Annotated in this window: 20 protein-coding genes and 3 tRNA genes; 6 read left to right on the top strand and 17 right to left on the bottom strand. The window is 62.8% G+C overall.

Annotation, left to right across the window (positions count from 1 at the left end):
* Positions 1-67: 67 nt before the first annotated feature.
* Complete coding sequence (locus tag ACMGGN_RS00165) at positions 68-808, bottom strand: energy-coupling factor ABC transporter permease (RefSeq protein WP_404602473.1); 741 nt, start codon at positions 806-808, stop codon at positions 68-70.
* Between the two features lie 34 nt (positions 809-842).
* On the opposite strand from ACMGGN_RS00165, the gene ACMGGN_RS00160 reads away from it, so the two are divergent.
* From ACMGGN_RS00160 to ACMGGN_RS00150, 3 genes are all read left to right on the top strand, one after another.
* Positions 843-1,472, top strand: coding sequence for a DUF1780 domain-containing protein (locus ACMGGN_RS00160; protein ID WP_012316343.1), 630 nt, complete (start codon positions 843-845; stop codon positions 1,470-1,472).
* A gap of 132 nt (positions 1,473-1,604) precedes the next feature.
* Positions 1,605-1,778, top strand: coding sequence for a DUF3094 domain-containing protein (locus ACMGGN_RS00155; protein WP_012316344.1), 174 nt, complete (start codon positions 1,605-1,607; stop codon positions 1,776-1,778).
* Between the two features lie 84 nt (positions 1,779-1,862).
* A complete protein-coding gene (locus ACMGGN_RS00150) occupies positions 1,863-3,158 on the top strand; it encodes an NAD(P)/FAD-dependent oxidoreductase (protein ID WP_012316345.1) in 1,296 nt (431 codons plus the stop codon).
* A gap of 264 nt (positions 3,159-3,422) precedes the next feature.
* Here ACMGGN_RS00150 and ACMGGN_RS00145 read toward each other — a convergent pair.
* The 6 genes from ACMGGN_RS00145 to rluD form a co-directional block, all read right to left on the bottom strand.
* Positions 3,423-3,498 (bottom strand) — tRNA-Lys (locus tag ACMGGN_RS00145).
* A 6-nt stretch (positions 3,499-3,504) separates the two neighbouring features.
* Positions 3,505-3,581, bottom strand: a tRNA-Pro gene (locus ACMGGN_RS00140).
* Positions 3,582-3,585: 4 nt separating this feature from the next.
* Positions 3,586-3,661 (bottom strand) — tRNA-Asn (locus ACMGGN_RS00135).
* Between the two features lie 423 nt (positions 3,662-4,084).
* Positions 4,085-6,649 (bottom strand): ATP-dependent chaperone ClpB, encoded by a 2,565-nt coding sequence (gene clpB / locus ACMGGN_RS00130; protein WP_046784643.1) that lies wholly within the window; start codon positions 6,647-6,649, stop codon positions 4,085-4,087.
* Between the two features lie 243 nt (positions 6,650-6,892).
* Positions 6,893-7,633: a peptidoglycan editing factor PgeF gene (gene pgeF, locus ACMGGN_RS00125; RefSeq protein ID WP_046784644.1), complete on the bottom strand. Its 741-nt coding sequence runs from the start codon at positions 7,631-7,633 to the stop codon at positions 6,893-6,895.
* Positions 7,630-8,592 (bottom strand): 23S rRNA pseudouridine(1911/1915/1917) synthase RluD, encoded by a 963-nt coding sequence (gene rluD / locus ACMGGN_RS00120; protein ID WP_039602973.1) that lies wholly within the window; start codon positions 8,590-8,592, stop codon positions 7,630-7,632. The genes pgeF and rluD overlap by 4 nt, the downstream gene beginning before the upstream one ends.
* A 147-nt stretch (positions 8,593-8,739) precedes the next feature.
* Between rluD and ACMGGN_RS00115 the strand changes: the two genes are divergently transcribed.
* Both ACMGGN_RS00115 and ACMGGN_RS00110 read left to right on the top strand, forming a co-directional pair.
* Positions 8,740-9,759: an outer membrane protein assembly factor BamD gene (locus ACMGGN_RS00115; protein WP_414156357.1), complete on the top strand. Its 1,020-nt coding sequence runs from the start codon at positions 8,740-8,742 to the stop codon at positions 9,757-9,759.
* Between the two features lie 93 nt (positions 9,760-9,852).
* A complete protein-coding gene (locus tag ACMGGN_RS00110; protein ID WP_012316350.1) occupies positions 9,853-10,083 on the top strand; it encodes a PP0621 family protein in 231 nt (76 codons plus the stop codon).
* A gap of 100 nt (positions 10,084-10,183) precedes the next feature.
* On the opposite strand, the gene thiO is transcribed toward ACMGGN_RS00110, so the two are convergent.
* Genes thiO through ACMGGN_RS00085 form a run of 5 tightly spaced genes read right to left on the bottom strand, consistent with a single transcriptional unit; the run spans position 10,184 to position 13,049 of the window.
* The gene (thiO, locus tag ACMGGN_RS00105) at positions 10,184-11,281 is read right to left on the bottom strand and encodes a glycine oxidase ThiO (protein WP_414156356.1); all 1,098 of its coding nucleotides are present in this window, start codon (positions 11,279-11,281) and stop codon (positions 10,184-10,186) included.
* Between the two features lie 53 nt (positions 11,282-11,334).
* Positions 11,335-11,724 (bottom strand): type IV pilin protein, encoded by a 390-nt coding sequence (locus ACMGGN_RS00100; RefSeq protein ID WP_046784647.1) that lies wholly within the window; start codon positions 11,722-11,724, stop codon positions 11,335-11,337.
* 1 nt (position 11,725) lies between these two features.
* Positions 11,726-12,199, bottom strand: a complete 474-nt coding sequence (locus ACMGGN_RS00095; protein ID WP_414156355.1) for a hypothetical protein — start codon at positions 12,197-12,199, stop codon at positions 11,726-11,728.
* The gene (locus tag ACMGGN_RS00090; protein ID WP_414156354.1) at positions 12,196-12,843 is read right to left on the bottom strand and encodes a PilW family protein; all 648 of its coding nucleotides are present in this window, start codon (positions 12,841-12,843) and stop codon (positions 12,196-12,198) included. Before ACMGGN_RS00090 ends, ACMGGN_RS00095 begins: the two co-directional genes overlap by 4 nt.
* A complete protein-coding gene (locus ACMGGN_RS00085) occupies positions 12,840-13,049 on the bottom strand; it encodes a prepilin-type N-terminal cleavage/methylation domain-containing protein (protein WP_046784650.1) in 210 nt (69 codons plus the stop codon). Before ACMGGN_RS00085 ends, ACMGGN_RS00090 begins: the two co-directional genes overlap by 4 nt.
* Before the next feature lie 109 nt (positions 13,050-13,158).
* On the opposite strand from ACMGGN_RS00085, the gene ACMGGN_RS00080 reads away from it, so the two are divergent.
* Positions 13,159-13,650, top strand: a complete 492-nt coding sequence (locus tag ACMGGN_RS00080; RefSeq protein WP_115273822.1) for a GspH/FimT family protein — start codon at positions 13,159-13,161, stop codon at positions 13,648-13,650.
* On the opposite strand, the gene ispH is transcribed toward ACMGGN_RS00080, so the two are convergent.
* From ispH to ribF, 5 genes are read right to left on the bottom strand one after another with little or no spacing between them, the layout of a single operon-like run.
* Positions 13,651-14,598 (bottom strand): 4-hydroxy-3-methylbut-2-enyl diphosphate reductase, encoded by a 948-nt coding sequence (gene ispH / locus ACMGGN_RS00075; RefSeq protein WP_012316357.1) that lies wholly within the window; start codon positions 14,596-14,598, stop codon positions 13,651-13,653.
* Between the two features lie 14 nt (positions 14,599-14,612).
* Positions 14,613-15,050, bottom strand: a complete 438-nt coding sequence (gene fkpB, locus ACMGGN_RS00070) for an FKBP-type peptidyl-prolyl cis-trans isomerase (RefSeq protein ID WP_012316358.1) — start codon at positions 15,048-15,050, stop codon at positions 14,613-14,615.
* Positions 15,043-15,558 carry a signal peptidase II gene (gene lspA, locus ACMGGN_RS00065; RefSeq protein ID WP_012316359.1) on the bottom strand — a complete coding sequence of 172 codons (516 nt, stop codon included), beginning with the start codon at positions 15,556-15,558 and terminating at the stop codon, positions 15,043-15,045. Before lspA ends, fkpB begins: the two co-directional genes overlap by 8 nt.
* Positions 15,551-18,382, bottom strand: a complete 2,832-nt coding sequence (gene ileS, locus ACMGGN_RS00060) for an isoleucine--tRNA ligase (protein ID WP_012316360.1) — start codon at positions 18,380-18,382, stop codon at positions 15,551-15,553. The genes lspA and ileS overlap by 8 nt, the downstream gene beginning before the upstream one ends.
* On the bottom strand, positions 18,379-19,329 hold the full coding sequence (gene ribF, locus ACMGGN_RS00055; RefSeq protein WP_012316361.1) for a bifunctional riboflavin kinase/FAD synthetase: 951 nt from the start codon (positions 19,327-19,329) through the stop codon (positions 18,379-18,381). The genes ileS and ribF overlap by 4 nt, the downstream gene beginning before the upstream one ends.
* Positions 19,330-19,405 lie beyond the last annotated feature (76 nt).

Below are 19,405 nucleotides of genomic sequence, written 5' to 3'. Positions count from 1 at the left end.
ATATTTCGGTATTGATGCAACAATTGCTTGGGCCGCTCTGCGGCCCTTTAGCGACACAAGGCCGCTGCTACTCGTCCTTCCACGGCGCCTGCAGGTACCGCGTGCGGTTGAATGTCTCCAGCCACTCCGGGCAGAACACCACCAGCGCACTGACCACCATGCCGTTGATGAACGCCTCCGGGAACATCATCAGCCACAGGTAGCCGACAAAGTCGCTGAGCCACTCCGGCATGGCGAAACGCCCGTCCAGCCACAGCAGCCCCAACCCGGCCAGCAGGCACACCAGCACGGTCAGTGCTGCGGGAAAGAACCCCGAGCAGAAGATATAAACGAAGAGGTTACGCGGCTGCGCCCGCTCGACCAGGATGGCGCACACCTCGGTGATCAGCACCGGCAGGCCGATCAGCAGCAGGCCGTTGACACCAAGCGCTGCCAGGTCCTGGCGCCCCAGCGCCAACAAGCCGAGCTGGGCCAGAAACCCGCCAAGCACCGCCAGCGGCCAGTCCAGCAACAACGTCACGGCGGTCATGCCGATGAAGTGGTACGACACACCGGTGTCGAAGTCGCGCCTGACCAGCCAAAGTGCAAACAGGCAGAACACCGTACCGAACAGCAGGTGCTGCCGGCGGCTGTCGGCGAACAGTTCCAGCCAGCGAGTGCGGCTGGCCGCCCACAGCAGCAAAGGGACGAACCCTACCCAACCGAGCGTGAGGCTGGTGCTGGACAAGACTTGCGCGCTGATCACTTGACGAATGCCCCTGTCGAGACTGTGGACATACCTGAGTCTACACCCATTCAAAAACAGCATCTTATCGTCATGGTTTAGCGTCTAAGCTGTGAGCATGGATGACTCAGACTACCTGCGCCTGCTCACCATCCAGGCCGAACAAGCCAATGCATTCCTCTCCAATGCTCGCAAATGGGAGCGGGAGCGTTGGGTATGCCAGCGCCTGCTGCAGGGGCTGAACATCCCCTATCGCAGTGAAGATTTCACCCCGGCCGGCCAGGAGCCGCCCGACGTGCTGTTCCGCGATGCGTCGTTCGAGGTGTTTTTTGTGCTCGACGAAGGCCGCCGGCTCAATGATGAGTGGCGCGAAGAGCTGCAGCGAAGGCGCAGCGCCTTTTCACTGGCCCAGCTGGTACGGCGCGAGGCGCGGCCCAGGCGTATCGCCGCCACCGAGCTGCTGGCGCGGCTGGCGCCCACCTTGCGCAAAAAGGCGCACAACTATCGCGAACGCGGGCTGGACCTGAGCGAGCTGGACATCATCGCCTTCGCCAGCCTCAAGCGTGAAGTGCTCGACCTCAACACCCACTTCCCGCCGCCCACCGAGTACCTGCGCCAGGGTTGGCGCTCGCTGTCGCTGGTGGGGCCGACCTTTGCCCGGGTGCTGTTCGCCCACCCTGATGCCCCGGACTTTCTGCGCGGCAACCTGGGGCGCAGCATCGTGTTCGACGTGGGCATCAGTCTTTGATCCAGTGCCGAGAGTCTTTGCGATGGCGTACACTCGGCGCCAGGGATAGAAAGCTTTATCATTTGTCTCAAGTACTTGCCGGAACGCTGTAGCGTTCAGGCAGTCACATACGTCTACCTGACGAGGCCCACCATGACTAGCCGACTGAATCCGGAAGATCAGCGTCGTGTCGATGAGTATCTGCGAGCCCCTCAGCACCAAGTCGAGCGCAAGCCATTCCGGCCGTGGCTGCTCCTTGTGCTGGTGGTGGCCGTGACCATCGGGCTGGGCCTCATCAGCCGCCTGTTGAGTGGACTGGTGCTATGAGCTGCCTCGCGCTCGCCCTCCCCTCTTGCAGTTTGCGGCAGGCCCCTGGGGCCACGAATTCCGTAAACCTTATGAGATATCCCCATGACTCATCGCATCGTGATTGTCGGCGGCGGCGCCGGCGGCCTGGAACTGGCGACCCGCCTGGGTAAAACCCTCGGCAAGCGCAAGCAGGCCGAGATTACCCTGGTCGACGCCAACCTCACGCACATCTGGAAGCCGCTGCTGCACGAAGTGGCCGCCGGCTCGCTCAACTCCTCGGAAGACGAACTGAACTACGTGGCCCAGGCCAAGTGGAACCACTTCAACTTCCAGCTGGGGCGCATGAGTGGCCTGGACCGTGAAGGCAAGCAGATCCAGCTGGCCGCCACCCTCGATGAAGAGGGCCGCGAGCTGGTGCCTGCGCGCACCTTGCGCTATGACACCCTGGTCATTGCCGTGGGCAGCAACACCAACGACTTCGGTACCCTTGGCGCGGCGCAGCACTGCCTGTTCCTGGACACCCGCAAGCAGGCCGAGCGTTTCCACCAGCAACTGCTCAACCACTACCTGCGTGCTCATGCGGGTGACCAGGCTAGCGAGAAAATCAGCGTGGCGATCGTCGGCGCCGGTGCCACCGGTGTGGAGCTGGCGGCCGAACTGCACCACGCAGCGCACGAACTGGCGGCTTATGGCCTGGACCGTATCCAGCCAAAGGACATGCACATCACCGTGATCGAGGCAGGCCCGCGCGTGCTGCCTGCGCTGCCAGAGCGCATCAGCGTGCCGGTGCACAAGACCCTGGAAAAGCTCGGCGTGACGGTGATGACCAACGCTGCCGTCAGCGAAGTGACCGCCGATGGCTTGAAGACCGCCAACGGTGAAGTGATCCAGGCCAGCCTCAAGGTGTGGGCGGCCGGTATTCGTGCGCCGGGCTTCCTCAAGGATATCGACGGCCTGGAAACCAACCGTATCAACCAACTGGTGGTGCGCCCTACCCTGCAAACCACCCGCGACGATGACATCTTCGCCTTCGGTGACTGTGCAGCCTGCCCGCAACCGGGCAGCGACCGCAACGTGCCGCCACGCGCCCAGGCAGCGCACCAGCAGGCCGAGATGCTGGCCAAGAGCCTGAAAGCGCGCCTGGAGAACAAGCCGCTGCCGACCTATGCCTACAAGGATTACGGTTCGCTGGTGTCGCTGTCGCGCTTCTCGGCGGTGGGTAACCTGATGGGCAACCTGATGGGTAGCGTGAAGCTGGAAGGCTGGCTGGCGCGGATGTTTTATGTGTCGCTTTACCGCATGCACCAGATGGCGCTGTACGGGTTCTTCCGCACGGCGATGATGATGCTGGGTAGCAAGATTGGGCGGGGCACTGAGCCGCGACTGAAGCTGCACTGACCTGCGCGCTAGAGGCTTGGGGTTCAGGTTGTCTGCACTGGCCTCATCGCCGGCAAGCCGGCTCCCACAGGGGATGCACAGCTCTCAAGGCTTGTGAAACACCTGTGGCTTGCCGGCGATTGGGCCAGATGCCCACATACCAGGCATGGCCTGTGCGATGACGAATGAATAAAGAAGATTTGCACCGCTCGGTGCATTTTTTTTGCGCGAGATAAAATCGAGACAAAAGAAAAAGGGCATCTCAGTCGAGATGCCCTTTTTACATGGTGGGTCGTGTAGGATTCGAACCTACGACCAATTGGTTAAAAGCCAACTGCTCTACCAACTGAGCTAACGACCCTGAAAATGGTCGGGGTGAGGGGATTCGAACTCCTGACATCCTGCTCCCAAAGCAGGCGCGCTACCGGACTGCGCTACACCCCGAGATTGGCTCCGCGACCTGGACTCGAACCAGGGACCCAATGATTAACAGTCATTTGCTCTACCGACTGAGCTATCGCGGAACTGAACTTCGGTACATCTTTACAGCTTCGAAGTCTGTGTTAGCTTCGATCTCTTTGGCTATCCGCTTTCGCGTTGTCGCTGCTGAGGCCGGCTATTCTACATTCTTCGTTTTGCTTGTCAACCACTTTTTTTCATTCAACTTACTGATTTCTAAGTTGTTTTGCGGTCACCGATGTTGCTGGTGATTCGCTTAGTGCCTGACAACGCGGCGTATATTAGGGGCACTCTAATTTCTGTGCAAGCGTTTTTTTCAAAAATTTCAGCAAGTTATGGAAAAAACTGGCGAGCCCCCGATTTTGCTGGGTTTGGCCGGGGCTGTCCGCCGGCAAGCCGCCCCCCACAGGGTTCCACGTTGGCTGCCGAAACGCTGCGGCCAATAAAAAAGCCCCGCAGGTGCGGGGCTAGTTTTTGCAGCGAAGGGATCAGGCGAACACGATTTCTTCGCCTTCCACCTTGGCAGTGATCGCCGAACCCGGCATGAATTTGCCGGCCAGGATCATTTGCGCCAGCGGGTTCTCGATCCAGCGCTGGATCGCCCGCTTCAGCGGCCGGGCGCCATACACCGGGTCGTAACCCACCGCGATCAGCTTGTCCAACGCCTCCGGGCTCAGGCTCAAGGCCAGCTCGCGCTCGCTCAGGCGGCTGCGCAGGCGGCCAAGCTGGATCTCGGTGATGCCGGCGATCTGCTCGCGGCCCAAGGGCTCGAACACCACCACTTCGTCGATCCGGTTGACGAACTCCGGACGGAAGTGCGCACCCACCGCATCCATCACTGCCGCACGCTGCGCTTCGCGATCACCGGCCAGCTCCTGGATCTGCGCCGAGCCCAGGTTGGAAGTCATCACGATCACCGTGTTGCGGAAGTCCACCGTACGGCCATGGCTGTCGGTCAGGCGGCCATCCTCGAGCACCTGCAGCAGCACGTTGAACACATCCGGGTGGGCTTTCTCCACTTCATCCAGCAGCACTACCGAGTAAGGCTTGCGCCGTACCGCTTCGGTCAGGTAACCGCCCTCTTCATAACCTACATAGCCTGGTGGGGCGCCGATCAGGCGAGCCACGGAGTGTTTCTCCATGAACTCGGACATGTCGATCCGCACCATGGCCTCTTCGGTGTCGAACAGGAATTCGGCCAGGGCCTTGCACAGCTCGGTCTTGCCCACACCGGTCGGGCCTAGGAACATGAACGAACCACTTGGCCGGTTCGGGTCGGAGAGGCCTGCACGCGAGCGGCGTACCGCGTTGGCCACGGCGGTCACCGCCTCGTGCTGGCCGATCACGCGCTGGTGCAGCAGGTCTTCCATTTTCAGCAGTTTTTCGCGCTCGCCTTCCAGCATCTTGGCCACCGGGATGCCGGTCCACTTGGACACTACTTCGGCAATCTCTTCCTCGGTCACCTTGTTGCGCAGCAGCTGGTTTTCGGTCTTGCCATGCTGGTCGACCATCTGCAGGCTGCGCTCCAGGTCCGGGATAACCCCGTACTGCAGTTCGGCCATGCGGTTCAGGTCGCCTTTGCGACGGGCCGCTTCCAGCTCCTGGCGGGCTTGCTCGATCTTTTGCTGGATCTGCGCCGAGCCCTGCACTTCTGCCTTCTCGGACGCCCAGATTTCTTCGAGGTCGGAATACTCACGCTCCAGGCGCTCGATTTCCTCGGTCAGCTTCTCCAGGCGCTTCTTGGCTGCTTCGTCTTCTTCTTTCTTCAGCGCCTGGGATTCCACCTTCAGCTGGATCAGGCGACGGTCGAGGCGGTCGAGTACTTCCGGCTTGGAGTCGATCTCCATGCGGATACGGCTGGCCGCTTCGTCGATCAGGTCGATGGCCTTGTCCGGCAGCTGGCGGTCGGTGATGTAGCGGTGGCTGAGCTTGGCCGCAGCAATGATCGCGCCGTCGGTGATGGCCACCTTGTGGTGCACTTCATAGCGCTCTTTGAGGCCACGCAGGATGGCGATGGTGTCTTCCTCGCTCGGCTCCTCCACCAGTACCTTCTGGAAGCGCCGCTCCAGGGCGGCGTCCTTCTCGATGAACTGGCGGTATTCGTTGAGCGTGGTGGCACCGACGCAATGCAGTTCACCACGGGCCAGCGCCGGCTTGAGCATGTTGCCAGCGTCCATGGCGCCTTCGCCTTTACCGGCACCGACCATGGTGTGCAGCTCGTCGATGAACAGGATGATCTGGCCTTCCTGCTTGGACAGCTCGTTGAGCAACGACTTGAGGCGCTCTTCGAACTCACCGCGGTACTTGGCGCCGGCGATCAGCGCGCCCATGTCCAGCGCCAGCAGGCGCTTGCCCTTGAGGCCGTCCGGCACTTCACCGTTGATGATGCGCTGGGCCAGGCCTTCGGCGATGGCCGTCTTGCCCACGCCGGGTTCGCCGATCAGCACGGGGTTGTTCTTGGTACGGCGCTGCAGCACCTGCACGGTGCGGCGAATTTCGTCGTCACGGCCGATGACCGGGTCCAGCTTGCCCTCTTCGGCACGCTTGGTCAGGTCGACGGTGTACTTGTCCAGCGCCTGGCGCGACTCTTCGGCATTGGCGTCGTTCACCGCCGCGCCGCCGCGCAGGTTGTTGATGGCGTTTTCCAGGGCCTTCTTGCTCACGCCTTGGCTAAGCAGCAGCTTGCCGAGCTTGCTGTTCTCATCCATGGCGGCGAGCAGCACCAGCTCGCTGGAAATGAACTGGTCGCCCTTCTGCTGGGCCAGGCGGTCGGCCTGGTTGAGCAGGCGCGCCAAGTCCTGCGACATGTTCACATCGCCGGTGGGGTTCTGGATTTTCGGCAGTTGGTCGAGTTCTTTTACCAGTGCCTGGCGCAGGTTGTTGATGTCGAAGCCAACCTGCATGAGCAGTGGCTTGATCGAACCACCTTGCTGCTCGATCAACGCCTGCAACAGGTGCAGGGGTTCGATGGCAGGGTGGTCCATGCCAACGGCCAGGGACTGGGCATCGGATATCGCTAATTGAAGCTTGCTGGTCAAACGGTCTATTCGCATGGGGATACCTTCCTGTAAGGGCAGGTCGGAGCGATGGACAGCGCCTTTGATGAAGAAACCTGCCTGAGATGACCTTATAGATAAGGGTGATTCTGGAAGTTTCAAGCGTAGCGGGGTTGACTAAAGTCAGCCTAATGGATTAGCGGTGCCCCAATCGCCGGCAAGCCGGCCACAGGAATGCGCAAACTTCAAGAAAGGTGGGTACTTGTGGGAGCCGGCTTGCCGGCGATGAGGCCGGGCCTGTCAGCGAGGATCTAGCCAGACCAAAGAAGCAAACCGCCCACCCTGCGGGGTGCGGCGATAGGAGAAAAACCGCTCATCGCTGACGGTGCAAAAACCACCGCCATAAACAGCTGTCACACCGCGCGCCGCTAGGCGAATGCGCGCCAGCGCATAGATGTCTGCCATCAGCTTGCCCGGCCGCTCACCCTCGACAAAAGCCTTGGCAGCCTCCGGGTGCACGGCGGTGAACGCATCCCGCACTTCCAGGCCCACTTCGAATGCCTGCGGGCCGATGGCAGGCCCCAACCACACCAGCACCTCTTCAGGCGGCAATGCCAGGCGCTCCAGCGTGGCTTCCAGCACGCCACCAGCCAGTCCGCGCCAGCCCGCATGTGCGGCAGCCACACGGGTGCCCGCGCGGTCGCAGAACAGCACGGGCAGGCAGTCGGCAGTCATTACGGTGCAGGCAATGCCTGGCTGGTCGGTCCAGCCGGCGTCGGCTTCGGCGACCACCGACGGGTCGGCATCCGCCACGATCACGCCATGCACCTGCTTGAGCCAGGCGGGCTGAATGGCAAATTCGTCGCTCAGACGGCGGCGGTTCTCGGCGACCGCAAGCGGGTCGTCGCCCACGTGGTCACCGAGGTTGAAGGATGCATAGGGCGGCAGGCTAATGCCACCCTCACGGGTGGTGACACAGGCGCGAACCGAGGCCGGAGCCGGCCAGTCGGGGAACAGCAGCGCCTGCGTCAGGCCACTCATCCGATAAACGCCTCGCGGTCCTGGTTCAGCAGCGACAGCAACCAGACGAAGTCATCCGGCAGTTCCGACGCCCACTCCATGCGCTCACCGGTAGTGGGGTGGTCCAGCGCCAGGAAGCGTGCATGCAGGGCCTGGCGCGGGAAGGTCTTGACCGCCTCGACCATGGTCGGGCTGGCTGCCGGCGGGATGCGGAAGCGGCCGCCGTAGGTCTGGTCGCCGACCAGCGGGAAACCGACATGGGCCATGTGCACACGGATCTGGTGAGTACGGCCGGTTTCCAGCTTGACCCGCACGTGGGTGTGCGAACGGAAGCGCTTGAGCACACGGTAGTGGCTGACCGCCGGCTTGCCGCCTTCGGTCACTGCCATGCGCTGGCGTGCGCCACCGTGACGGCCGATCGGGGCGTTGATCTTGCCGCCGGCAGTTACCACGCCGATCACGATGCACTCGTAGATCCGGCTGACCGTACGGCTCTGCAGCTGCTCGACCAGCTTGGTCTGCGCCTGCAGGGTCTTGGCCACGACCATCAGGCCGGTGGTGTCTTTGTCCAGGCGATGGACAATGCCAGCGCGCGGTACGTTGACGATATCCGGCACATGGTGCAGCAAGGCGTTGAGCAATGTGCCACTGGCGTGCCCGGCAGCCGGGTGCACGACCAGCCCGGCCGGCTTGTTGATCACCATGATCTGGTCGTCTTCGTAGACGATGTCCAGCTCGATGTCTTCGGCGATCCACTCGCCCTGGGCCTCTTGCTCGGCCTCAAGTGCAAGCATGGAGCCACCATGGACGGTGTCTCGAGGGCGCACGACGGCACCATCGACCGTCAGGCGGCCCTCTTTGATCCACGAAGTAAGCCGCGAACGCGAGTACTCGGCGAACAATTGGGCGGCGACCTGGTCGAGGCGTTGACCGCCCAGTTCGGACGGTACCTCTGCGCTAAGTTGAATGATCTCGGACATGCTCGATTCGGCGGGCGCACAGCCTTTGGTTTCGGCTGCGAGCTTGTGGTTAAATACGGCTTCTTTTGTCCCGGGGTTGGCCGGGGCGCTCATCATAACAGGACGGCACCGCCCAAGACAGCGGCCGTCAAAGGGACGCAAGCCGCTATGCAAGTGAAACACCTGCTGCTGATCGCCATCCTCGGGCTTACCGCGGCCTGTTCCTCTAATAAAGAGGTCATTGACGAGAACCTCAGCGAGGCCGAGCTGTATCAGCAGGCCCAGGCTGATCTGGACAACTCCAGCTACAACAGCGCCGTGAACAAGCTCAAGGCCCTGGAGTCGCGCTACCCGTTCGGCCGTTACGCCGACCAGGCGCAGCTCGAGCTGATCTACGCCAACTACAAGAATTCCGAGCCCGAGGCTGCCAAGTCGGCTGCCGAGCGCTTCATCCGCCTGCACCCGCAGCACCCGAACGTCGACTACGCCTACTACCTCAAGGGCCTGACCTCGTTCGACCAGGACCGCGGCCTGGTGGCGCGCTTCCTGCCGCTGGACATGACCAAGCGTGACCCGGGTGCCGCCCGCGACTCGTACAACGAATTCGCCCAGCTGACCAGCCGCTTCCCCAACAGCCGCTACGCCCCGGACGCCAAGCAGCGCATGATCTACCTGCGCAACCTGCTGGCGTCTTATGAAATCCACGTGGCCGACTACTACCTGAGCCGCCAGGCTTACGTGGCCGCCGCCAACCGTGGCCGCTACGTGGTGGAAAACTTCCAGGAAACCCCATCGGTCGGCGACGGCCTGGCCGTGATGGTCGAGGCATACCAGAAGATGCACCTGGACGACCTGGCCGCCACCAGCCTGGAAACCCTCAAGCTCAACTACCCTGACCACCCGAGCCTGGCCGATGGTGAGTTCCAGCCCAAGCAGACCGAGTCTGACGGCCGCGGCTGGCTGTCCAAGGCCACCCTGGGCCTGATCGAGACCGACGCGCCACTGCCACCGGGTGAAACCCGCGCCAACCAGGACGTGGTCCGCCAGTTCCAGGATGCCCGCGCCGAGATGCCGCAGGACTTGCTGCCCAAAGATGAAAACGGCGACCCGATCCTGCCGGAAGGGCCGAAAGAAGCCGAGAAAGACCGCTCCTGGTTCAGCTACATGACCTTTGGTCTGTTCGACTGATTCAACGGGGTGCGAGAAAGGGAGACTGAGGTCTCCCTTTTTTATTGGCCTCGTCCTAGACTGTCGCCTCAATCAATAGACAAGCTGGACACCATGGTTCGCCTACTTTTCTGGATCGCCCTGATCGCCGCCGCGTTCTGGCTGTGGCGCAAATTCAAGATCAGCCAGCAGTCGCCGTCCGAGCCGAAACTCGACGACCCGCTGAAGATGGTGCGCTGCGCCCACTGCGGCGTGCACCTGCCCAATGACCGGGCGCTGCAGCAGGGCAGTCAGTGGTATTGCAGCCAGGCGCACCTTCAGCAAGGGCCTGGCCAGCAGGACTGAGCCAGTACCGCACGGGCCCAATCGGCGGCAAGCCGGCTCTCACGCTGTACCCTGTGGGCCGGCTTGCCGCCGATTGGGCCGCTAAGCGGCCCCGGCGATCTCAGCCCAGACGCCCGGCCGGAGCATAAGGCGCCGGGTCAATGATCGGCTCCACCCCTGTCAGCAAATCAGTAAACAACTGACACGAAGCCGGCGCCAGCACCAACCCATTGCGGTAATGCCCGCAGTTCAACCACAACCCGCCATGCCCCGGCACTCGGCCGATATACGGAATGCCTTCAGGCGAACCTGGCCGCAGCCCTGCCCAGTGCGCCACCACCGTGGCATCCGCAAGCTCCGGCAACAACTCTGCCGCTGAAGCCTTGAGGCTCGCCAGTGCATCCTGGGTCGGGGTCTTGTCGTACCCGGCATGCTCCAGCGTGCTGCCCACCAAAATGTGCCCGTCACGGCGCGGGATCGCATAGCGTCCCTTGGCCAGCACCATGCTCGGCAGGAAGTCTTCGGCGCACTTGAACAGGATCATCTGGCCTTTCACCGGTTCCACCGGCAGCTCAATGCCTAGCGTGCGCAGCAGGTCGCCGCTCCAGGCGCCAGCGCTGAGCACGACATCATCAGCCTGCAGCACGCCGTCTGCGGTCTGCACGCCAGTCACGCGCTCACCGTCCTGAACAAAGCCGGTGATCTGGCAGTGCTCGCGCAAGGTCACGTTGGGCATTGCCAGCAGCGCAGCCTTCAGTGCCTTGACCAGCCGCGGGTTGCGCACATTGGCCACGCCTGCCATGTAGATGGCGCGCTTGAAGCCTGGGCCCAGTACGGGGACCGCGTCATAGGCCGCCGAAATATCCACAGGGCTGAGCGGCCGCCGCTCGCGTTCTGCCCAGGCCAGCGCCTCGGCTTCATCGTCCAGGTCGAGCCAGTACAAGCCGGTGGTGTGGACTTGCGGATCAATACCGGTGCTGGAGAACAGGTGCTCACCCAGCTGTGGATAAAAGTCCTGCGACCAGTGCGCCAGGGCAGTGACTGCCTGACTGTAGCGCCAAGGGTAAAGCGGCGAGACGATACCGCCGCCCGCCCAGGACGACTCACGCCCGACCTCGGCCTGGTCACATACCACTACCTGGCCGACCTTCGTCGCCAGGTTGAACGCCGTCAGCAGGCCGATCACCCCGCCGCCGACCACCACTACTTGCTTGTTCATCTGTCGATCCAACACCTGAAGTAAAACCGCGATGCACGGGCATCATTCAACCTTCAGCTCCCCCAGCAGCGCTCAATAGCCCCGGTGCCATCCGGGTTGCTCTGTACACCGGCCTGGTCGAGCTGGAAATCACCGCAGCGATCGTCCGCCATCAAACCATGCGGCAGCCGCCGTGCACGCAGCGTGAAGGTATCGCTGCCGCGTTCGGCATGCAGGCTGTAATGGCGGTTGCCAGCGGGCAATGCCGGTTCGCCCTCGGCGTACTGGCCGGTGCGTACACGGTGGTGTTCCAGGCGCAGGGCAGCGTCATGCAGCAGGCCAACCACTTCGCTGCGTGCGGCTCGCCTGAGCTGGTCGCTGTAACTGGGGTAGGCAATGGCTGCCAGAATGCCGGTGACAGCCACGACAATCAACAACTCGATCAGGCTCAGGCCTTGCTGCATGTCAGTCTTCCCTCAGTCTCTGCCGCCAGAGAATCCGCTGCGGCGCCTGTGTTTGAGCCGCTGGCATGGCATACACCGCCTCCAGCACTTGCCGGGCCGCGAGTTGCCGGCTGACTGCGGTCACCCGGTAAAGCATGACGGGTTCATCCCTCGGCCTATGCGCGGCCCGGGTAGTTAGGCCAAGGTTCTGCAGCTGGAAGTATCCGCTCTCGCTGGTTTGCCATTGCCCCAGCAAGTCATGCGCGCGCGGGGGTGGCAGGCACGCTTGGCACAACCCAGGCGGCGCGCGCTGCAGTTCGGCCTCTGCGACCAGCAGCGTGGCTTCGGCCTGATCGAATGCCTGCAAACCCTCGCCCAGGTAGCCGGCCATGCGCGTTTCCACCAAGGCATCACGCAACGCCGAAGCCGCCAGCAGGCCAAGCAAAAGGCTGAGGACCAGCGCCAGCAGCAGTACCATGCCACGCTGGCGCTTCATGGCCTGACAACCGGGTTGCGGATCGCCACACTCATGTCGTAACGCTGCTCGATGCCCAGACCAGGATCGAACAAGGTCAGTTGCACATCCACCCGCTGCCCTTCGGCGGTGTCGACAGGTTCAACGCGCATTTCGCGCACGTGGTCGACCAAGGGCTGAGAGCTGTTGCGCCGCATGAACCTCAGTGTGCTGCCGCGAAGTTGGTAGTGGTGCCGGCTGATGGGAAATGCCAAGGGCAAACCGGGGCTTTGAGCACGCCCCGCGTGCACCTCGGCCTCGCTGATACAATCGGTGTGCAAGGTCCAGTCCGGAGCCCCGGGGTACCCAGGCAGCTCTGCCACTATCAGGCTCAGGCTTGCCGGGCCAATCTGCAAAGGCCGCGCAAACGCTTCTCGCGCAGATGGGTCCCTGAAGTCGCCAGGCTCAAGGCGCAGGCAACCGAACATGCCGGCCATACGGATATCCTGGGCCATACGCAACAATGCCAGACGGGCGTCCGCCTGCATGCGCAACGCAGCAGATTGAAGGAGTGAGCTCTGGTGGGCCGAGATGAAAAGCTGGCTGGCGGCAGTCAGCAGCATCAGGCCGATGGCAAGCGCAAGCATTGCCTCGACCAGGCCGAAACCACCCTGCTCACGCTTCATGGCCGCGGCACCGTCAGCTTGCCAGCGGCCTTGCCCCGCTCAAGCAGCGTATGGGCGCCCAGCGCATCCTGCATATCACGACGCGCACTGTCAGTGGCCTGCAATGCCTGCAGCTGCAACGCTGCGGCAGCGAACATGCCCAGTGCCACCACCGCTACGGCCAACAGTACCTCCAGAAGCGTCATGCCCCGTTGTTTCGTGTGCATCCCTGCACCTCCTGCGATCTTTCCCGCAATTGCCTTGCACCTCGCCGACTGGACCTCTTGCCCAACGACCGTGAAGCTACAGCCAAGCACTTCCAGGGAGGAATGCACGGTGAAGCAACAGGGCGTAACACTGATACAAATGATGTTCGGGCTGGCTATGGCGGCGCTGCTGACGCAGCTTGGCATGCCGGCCTACGCGAAATTGAGCGATGACCTGCACAGGGCAGCAGCAGCCCGCGACTTGGCCCAGGCGCTGCGTAGCGCACGCAGCCACGCGGCCCTGCAAGGCCAGGCGGTAGTGGTGCAGTCTTTGGACAATGATTGGGGCAAGGGCTGGCGCGTGCTGTTGGAACATAACCAGCAGTTGCTGCGCGAGTACCGACTGGCTCGGCCCCAAAGGGTGAAAGCCAATATCGGGAACCAGGTAAAATTCAGCGCACTGGGTGTGCCATTGGGGAAGAACAACAACTTGTCAGGGGGGCGGCTGGAGGTCTGTGAGCGCTCGTCTGCAACCAGCCGGCACCGTGTTGTGCTGGCGACCAGCGGTAGGGTCAGCCTGCGCACTGATGAACTGAAAAAGTCCCTGTGCGCAGGCCGCTGATCAGATCAGCGAACGAACCCGCAGCTCTTTGGGCATGGAGAACGTGATGTTCTCCGGGCGCCCATCAAGCTCTTCGGCGCCGGTGGCACCCCAAGCCTTGAGCTGGTCGATCACGCCACGCACCAGCACTTCGGGGGCCGAAGCGCCAGCAGTGATACCAATCCGCGCAGCCTGGTCGAACCAGCCGCGTTGCATGTCCTCGGCGCCATCGATCAGGTAGGCCGGGGTACCCATGCGCTCGGCCAGCTCACGCAGGCGGTTGGAGTTGGAACTGTTGGGGCTGCCCACCACCAGTACCACATCACACTCACCGGCCAGTTGCTTGACGGCGTCCTGGCGGTTCTGGGTGGCGTAGCAGATGTCGTCTTTGCGCGGGCCGCCGATGTTCGGGAAGCGCGTACGCAGGGCATCGATGACACGGCTGGTGTCGTCCATCGACAGCGTGGTCTGGGTGACGAACGCCAGGTTGTCCGGGTCGCGCACCTGCAGCCGGGCAACATCCTCCTCGTCTTCGACCAGGTAGATGGCACCGCCGTTGCTGGCGTCGTATTGCCCCATGGTGCCTTCGACTTCCGGGTGCCCTTCGTGGCCGATCAGGATGCACTCACGGCCGTCACGGCTGTATTTGGCGACCTCGATATGCACCTTGGTCACCAGCGGGCAGGTGGCGTCGAACACTTTCAGGCCGCGGCCGGCGGCTTCCTGGCGCACGGCCTGGGAAACACCATGGGCGCTGAAAATGACGATGACGTCGTCCGGTACCTGATCCAGTTCTTCGACGAAGATGGCGCCACGGCTGCGCAGGTCTTCCACCACGAACTTGTTGTGCACCACTTCATGGCGCACATAGATCGGCGGGCCGAAGACTTCCAGCGCACGGTTGACGATCTCGATCGCCCGGTCGACCCCAGCGCAGAAACCGCGAGGGTTGGCGAGTTTGATTTGCATGCTCGGCTCCAGGCTTACAGGGCCTTCACCTCGAGGATCTCCACCTCGAAGGTAAGGGTCTTGCCTGCCAGTGGGTGATTGAAGTCGATGGTCACCTGGTTGTCATCGAACGCTTTGACCACACCGGGTAATTCGGTGTTGGCGGCATCGTTGAAGATGATCAGCAGCCCTTCGGACAATTCCATGCCCTCGAACTGGGACCGTGGCATGACCTGTACGTTCTGCGGGTTAGGCTGGCCGAAGGCATTCTCCGGGGCAACCACGACCGTGCGCTTGTCACCGGCCTTGAAGCCGAACAGCGCGGCCTCGAAACCCGGCAGCAGGTTGCCATCGCCGACCTTGAAGGTGGCTGGAGCCTTGTCGAACGTGCTGTCGACGGTGTCGCCGTTTTCCAGGTGCAGCGCGAAGTGCAGGGTAACTTCGGTGTTCTGGCCGATACGGGTGTCAGTCATGGACCGGATCCTCGGACTTCTTGCTCTTGAACATATCCAGCGCCAGCATCACCGCACCAACGGTGATGGCGCTGTCGGCCACATTGAAGGCCGGGAAGTGATGAACGTTCTTCCAGTGCACCAGGATGAAATCCACCACATGGCCCAGCACGATGCGGTCGTACAGGTTGCCCAGCGCCCCACCGAGCACCAGCGCCAGCGCCACGGCCAGCCAGGTCTCGTTGCGCCCCAGGCGCTTGAGCCAGACCACCAGCACGGCGCTGACCACCACGGCGATCAGGGCGAACAGCCAGCGCTGCCAGCCGGAGCTGTCGGCCAGGAAGCTGAACGCCGCGCCGGTGTTATAGGCCAGAGTCCAGCTGAAGTAGTCAGGAATGACCACGATCTGCTGGTACATGCTCAGGGCGTTGTTGAAATACAGCTTGGTGGCCTGGTCAACGACCAGGACCAGCAGGCTGAGCCAGAGCCATGCAAGGCGCCCGAAGCGCCCCGCTGCAGGGTTAGGCATAGTGGCGCACCTCACCGGAACCGCTCAGGTTGTCGACGCAACGGCTGCAGATTTCCGGGTGCTCCGGATGGCTGCCGACGTCGGCGCGGAAGTGCCAGCAGCGGCCGCACTTGGCGTGGCCAGACTTGACCACTTTCAGCTTGAGGCCTTCGACTTCGGTGGCCACGGCATCGGCCGGCGCCTGGGCGAACGGCACCACGCTGGCAGCGGAGGTGATGAGTACGAAGCGCAGCTCATCGCCCAGCTTGCTCAGGTCGGCGCTGAGGCCCTCTTCGGCGAACAGGGTAACTTCGGCCTGCAGGTTGCCGCCGATGACCTTGGCGGTACGCTGGTTTTCCAGCTCCTTGTTGACCGCAGCCTTGACCGCCATCACGCGGTCCCAGTAGGCGCGATCCAGCTCGGTGCCTTCCGGCAGCTCGCTCAGGCCCTGGTACCAGCCGTTGAGCATGACCGACTCGTTGCGTTCGCCCGGCAGGTACTGCCAGATTTCATCGGCAGTGAAGGCCAGGATCGGCGCGATCCAACGCACCAGCGCTTCGCTGATGTGGTACAGCGCGGTCTGGCAGGAACGACGGGCGACACTGTTGGCGCCAGTGGTGTACTGGCGGTCCTTGATGATGTCGAGGTAGAAGCCGCCCAGCTCCTGCACGCAGAAGTTGTGGATCTTCGAGTAGACGTTCCAGAAGCGGTACTCGCTGTAGTGCTCTTCCAGCTCGCGTTGCAGCAGCAGGGTACGGTCCACTGCCCAGCGGTCCAGGGCCAGCATGTCCTCTGGGGCCAGCAGGTCGCGGGCCGGGTCGAAGCCGGACAGGTTGGAGAGCAGGAAGCGGGCGGTGTTGCGGATACGGCGGTAGGCGTCGGCGCTGCGCTGCAGGATCTGCTCGGAAACGGCCATCTCACCCGAATAGTCGGTGGCCGATACCCACAGGCGCAGGATGTCGGCACCCAGGGTGTTGTTGACCTTTTCCGGTTCGATGGTGTTACCCAGCGACTTGGACATCTTGCGGCCGCTTTCGTCCACGGTGAAACCGTGGGTCAGCAGTTCGCGGTACGGCGCGTGGTTGTCGATGGCGCAACCGGTCAGCAACGAGGAATGGAACCAGCCACGGTGCTGGTCGGAGCCTTCCAGGTACAGGTCCGCACGCGGGCCGGTGGCGTGGCCGATGTCGTGCGAGCCGCGCAGTACGTGCCAATGGGTGGTGCCGGAGTCGAACCACACGTCCAGAGTGTCGGTGATCTTGTCGTACTGGCCGGCTTCATCACCGAGCAGTTCGGCGGCGTCCAGCTTGAACCAGGCCTCGATGCCCTCCTGTTCGACGCGCTTGGCCACGGCTTCCATCAGCTCGACGGTGCGCGGGTGCAGTTCGCCGGTCTGCTTGTGCAGGAAGAACGGGATCGGCACACCCCAGTTGCGCTGACGCGAGATGCACCAGTCCGGGCGGTTGGCGATCATCGAGTGCAGGCGCGCCTGGCCCCAGGCCGGGACGAACTGGGTGTCTTCGATGGCTTTGAGCGCACGCTCACGCAGCGGCTCGCCAGTGCTTGGCTGCTTGTCCATGCCGACGAACCACTGCGCGGTAGCGCGGTAGATCAGCGGGGTCTTGTGGCGCCAGCAGTGCATGTAGCTGTGGCTGATGGTTTCGGTGTGCATCAGCGCACCGACTTCGCTCAGCTTTTCGACGATGGCCGGGTTGGCCTTCCAGATGAACTGGCCGCCAAAGAACTCCAGCGACTCGACATACACACCGTTGCTCTGCACCGGCGTGAGGATATCGTCGTTGACCATGCCGTAGCGCTTGCAGGTAACAAAGTCGTCTTCACCGTAGGCCGGCGCGGAGTGGACCACACCGGTACCTGCGCCCAGCTCGACGTAGTCGGCCAGGTAGACAGGCGACAGGCGGTCGTAGAAGGGGTGACGGAAATTGACCAGCTCCAGGGCCGAGCCTTGGGCGGTGGCGATGACCGAGCCTTCCAGGTTGTAGCGCTTGAGGCACGACTCGACCAGTTCTTCGGCCAGCACCAGCAGACGCTCGCCGGTATCGACCAGAGCGTACTTGAACTCCGGGTGGATGTTCAGCGCCTGGTTGGCGGGGATGGTCCACGGGGTGGTGGTCCAGATCACGATGGCAGCGGGCTTGGCCAGCGCCGGCAGGCCGAACGCGGCAGCCAGTTTGTCAGCGTCGGCGACCGGGAAGGCCACATCGATGGTCTGCGACTTCTTGTCGGCGTACTCGACCTCGGCTTCTGCGAGCGCGGAGCCGCAATCGAAGCACCAGTTCACAGGCTTGAGGCCCTTGAACACGAAGCCCTGCTTGACCATTTCGGCCAGGGCACGGATTTCACCGGCCTCGTTGGCGAAGTTCATGGTCTTGTAAGGGTTGTCCCAGTCACCCAGCACACCCAGACGGATGAACTCGGTCTTCTGCCCTTCGATCTGCTCGGCAGCGTATTCGCGGCACAGCTCACGAGTGCGGTCGGCCGTCAGGTGCTTGCCATGGGTGACTTCGACCTTGTGCTCGATCGGCAGGCCGTGGCAGTCCCAACCGGGTACGTAAGGCGCGTCGAAGCCCGACAACGTCTTGGAGCGGACGATCATGTCCTTGAGAATCTTGTTCAGCGCATGACCGATGTGAATCTTGCCGTTGGCATAGGGCGGGCCGTCGTGCAGGACGAACTTCGGACGATCCTTGCCAATTTCGCGCAGCTTCTGGTACAGGCCAATGCTGTCCCAGCGCTGCAGGATCTGCGGTTCGCGCTGAGGCAGGCCGGCCTTCATGGGGAAGGCGGTGTCCGGAAGGTTTAGCGTGGCTTTGTAGTCGGTCATTTCAGGCTCTTGGTTAGCGGTTGAGCGTGCCAATGTGCACGTGCGGCGGCGATATCCGCATCGATCGCCGACTTCAGCGCCTCCAGGGAGGCGAATCGCTGCTCTTCACGCAGCTTGTGGTGGAATTCCACCGTCAGGCGCCGGCCATACAGATCGCCGGCATAATCCAGTAGATGAATTTCAAGGTGCGGGCGGCCGTCGCCGGCCACGGTGGGGCGCACCCCGATGTTGCCGACACCCGGCCAGGCCTTGCCGTCGATTTCGATGCTGGCCAGGTAGACCCCGGACAACGGTACGCGACGGCGCTTGAGCTGGATGTTGGCGGTGGGCGTGCCGAGCTGGCGGGCCAGCTTCTGGCCGTGCAATACGCGCCCGGTAATGCTGTAGGGGCGGCCCAGCAAGTGCTCGGCGAGCTCGAAGTTGCCTTCGGACAACGCCTGGCGTACCTCAGTACTGCTGACCCGTAAACCGTCCTGGATCACCGTGTTGGCGGCCTCGACGGTGAAACCGTACTGCTTGCCGGCTTCGATCAGGAAGGTGAAATCGCCAGCGCGGTCGCAGCCAAAGCGGAAGTCGTCGCCCACTTCAAGGTGGCGCACGCCCAGGCCATCGACCAGGATCGCCTCGACGAATTCATCGGCGCTCAGGTTGCTCAGGCGCTGGTTGAACGCCAGGCACAAGACCCTATCGATACCTTCGCCAGCCAGCAGCTCGACCTTGTCACGCAGGCGCGCCAGGCGGGCCGGCGCAGTGTCCGGAGCGAAGTACTCGCGCGGCTGCGGCTCGAAGATCACCACGCACGTAGGCAGGCCAAGTGCCTGGCCGCGCTCGCGCAGACGCGCCAGGATTGCCTGGTGGCCGCGGTGAACCCCGTCGAAGTTGCCAATGGTGGCGACACAGCCCCGGTGCTCGGGGCGCAGGTTGTGAAGACCTCGAACCAGCTGCATAACGCGCTTCTTGCTCATAAAGTGGCCGATTATAACCACACCCGGGCGCTGGTGACAGGCAGCAGCGCCCCGGTGC

Source organism: Pseudomonas sp. BNK-30, from assembly GCF_047456185.1.
In the GTDB taxonomy this organism is placed as follows: Bacteria; Pseudomonadota; Gammaproteobacteria; order Pseudomonadales; family Pseudomonadaceae; genus Aquipseudomonas; species Aquipseudomonas putida_E.
The sequence above is the reverse complement of the archived record's forward strand: the minus strand, read 5'-3'. Positions and strand labels throughout refer to the sequence as shown.

Coding starts and splice junctions, on each gene's coding strand:
- ACMGGN_RS00165 (WP_404602473.1), bottom strand. CDS start 808: ATGCTGTTTTTGAATGGGTGTAGACTCAGGTATGTCCACAGTCTCGAC.
- ACMGGN_RS00160 (WP_012316343.1), top strand. CDS start 843: ATGGATGACTCAGACTACCTGCGCCTGCTCACCATCCAGGCCGAACAA.
- ACMGGN_RS00155 (WP_012316344.1), top strand. CDS start 1,605: ATGACTAGCCGACTGAATCCGGAAGATCAGCGTCGTGTCGATGAGTAT.
- ACMGGN_RS00150 (WP_012316345.1), top strand. CDS start 1,863: ATGACTCATCGCATCGTGATTGTCGGCGGCGGCGCCGGCGGCCTGGAA.
- clpB (WP_046784643.1), bottom strand. CDS start 6,649: ATGCGAATAGACCGTTTGACCAGCAAGCTTCAATTAGCGATATCCGAT.
- pgeF (WP_046784644.1), bottom strand. CDS start 7,633: ATGAGTGGCCTGACGCAGGCGCTGCTGTTCCCCGACTGGCCGGCTCCG.
- rluD (WP_039602973.1), bottom strand. CDS start 8,592: ATGTCCGAGATCATTCAACTTAGCGCAGAGGTACCGTCCGAACTGGGC.
- ACMGGN_RS00115 (WP_414156357.1), top strand. CDS start 8,740: ATGCAAGTGAAACACCTGCTGCTGATCGCCATCCTCGGGCTTACCGCG.
- ACMGGN_RS00110 (WP_012316350.1), top strand. CDS start 9,853: ATGGTTCGCCTACTTTTCTGGATCGCCCTGATCGCCGCCGCGTTCTGG.
- thiO (WP_414156356.1), bottom strand. CDS start 11,281: ATGAACAAGCAAGTAGTGGTGGTCGGCGGCGGGGTGATCGGCCTGCTG.
- ACMGGN_RS00100 (WP_046784647.1), bottom strand. CDS start 11,724: ATGCAGCAAGGCCTGAGCCTGATCGAGTTGTTGATTGTCGTGGCTGTC.
- ACMGGN_RS00095 (WP_414156355.1), bottom strand. CDS start 12,199: ATGAAGCGCCAGCGTGGCATGGTACTGCTGCTGGCGCTGGTCCTCAGC.
- ACMGGN_RS00090 (WP_414156354.1), bottom strand. CDS start 12,843: ATGAAGCGTGAGCAGGGTGGTTTCGGCCTGGTCGAGGCAATGCTTGCG.
- ACMGGN_RS00085 (WP_046784650.1), bottom strand. CDS start 13,049: ATGCACACGAAACAACGGGGCATGACGCTTCTGGAGGTACTGTTGGCC.
- ispH (WP_012316357.1), bottom strand. CDS start 14,598: ATGCAAATCAAACTCGCCAACCCTCGCGGTTTCTGCGCTGGGGTCGAC.
- fkpB (WP_012316358.1), bottom strand. CDS start 15,050: ATGACTGACACCCGTATCGGCCAGAACACCGAAGTTACCCTGCACTTC.
- lspA (WP_012316359.1), bottom strand. CDS start 15,558: ATGCCTAACCCTGCAGCGGGGCGCTTCGGGCGCCTTGCATGGCTCTGG.
- ileS (WP_012316360.1), bottom strand. CDS start 18,382: ATGACCGACTACAAAGCCACGCTAAACCTTCCGGACACCGCCTTCCCC.
- ribF (WP_012316361.1), bottom strand. CDS start 19,329: ATGCAGCTGGTTCGAGGTCTTCACAACCTGCGCCCCGAGCACCGGGGC.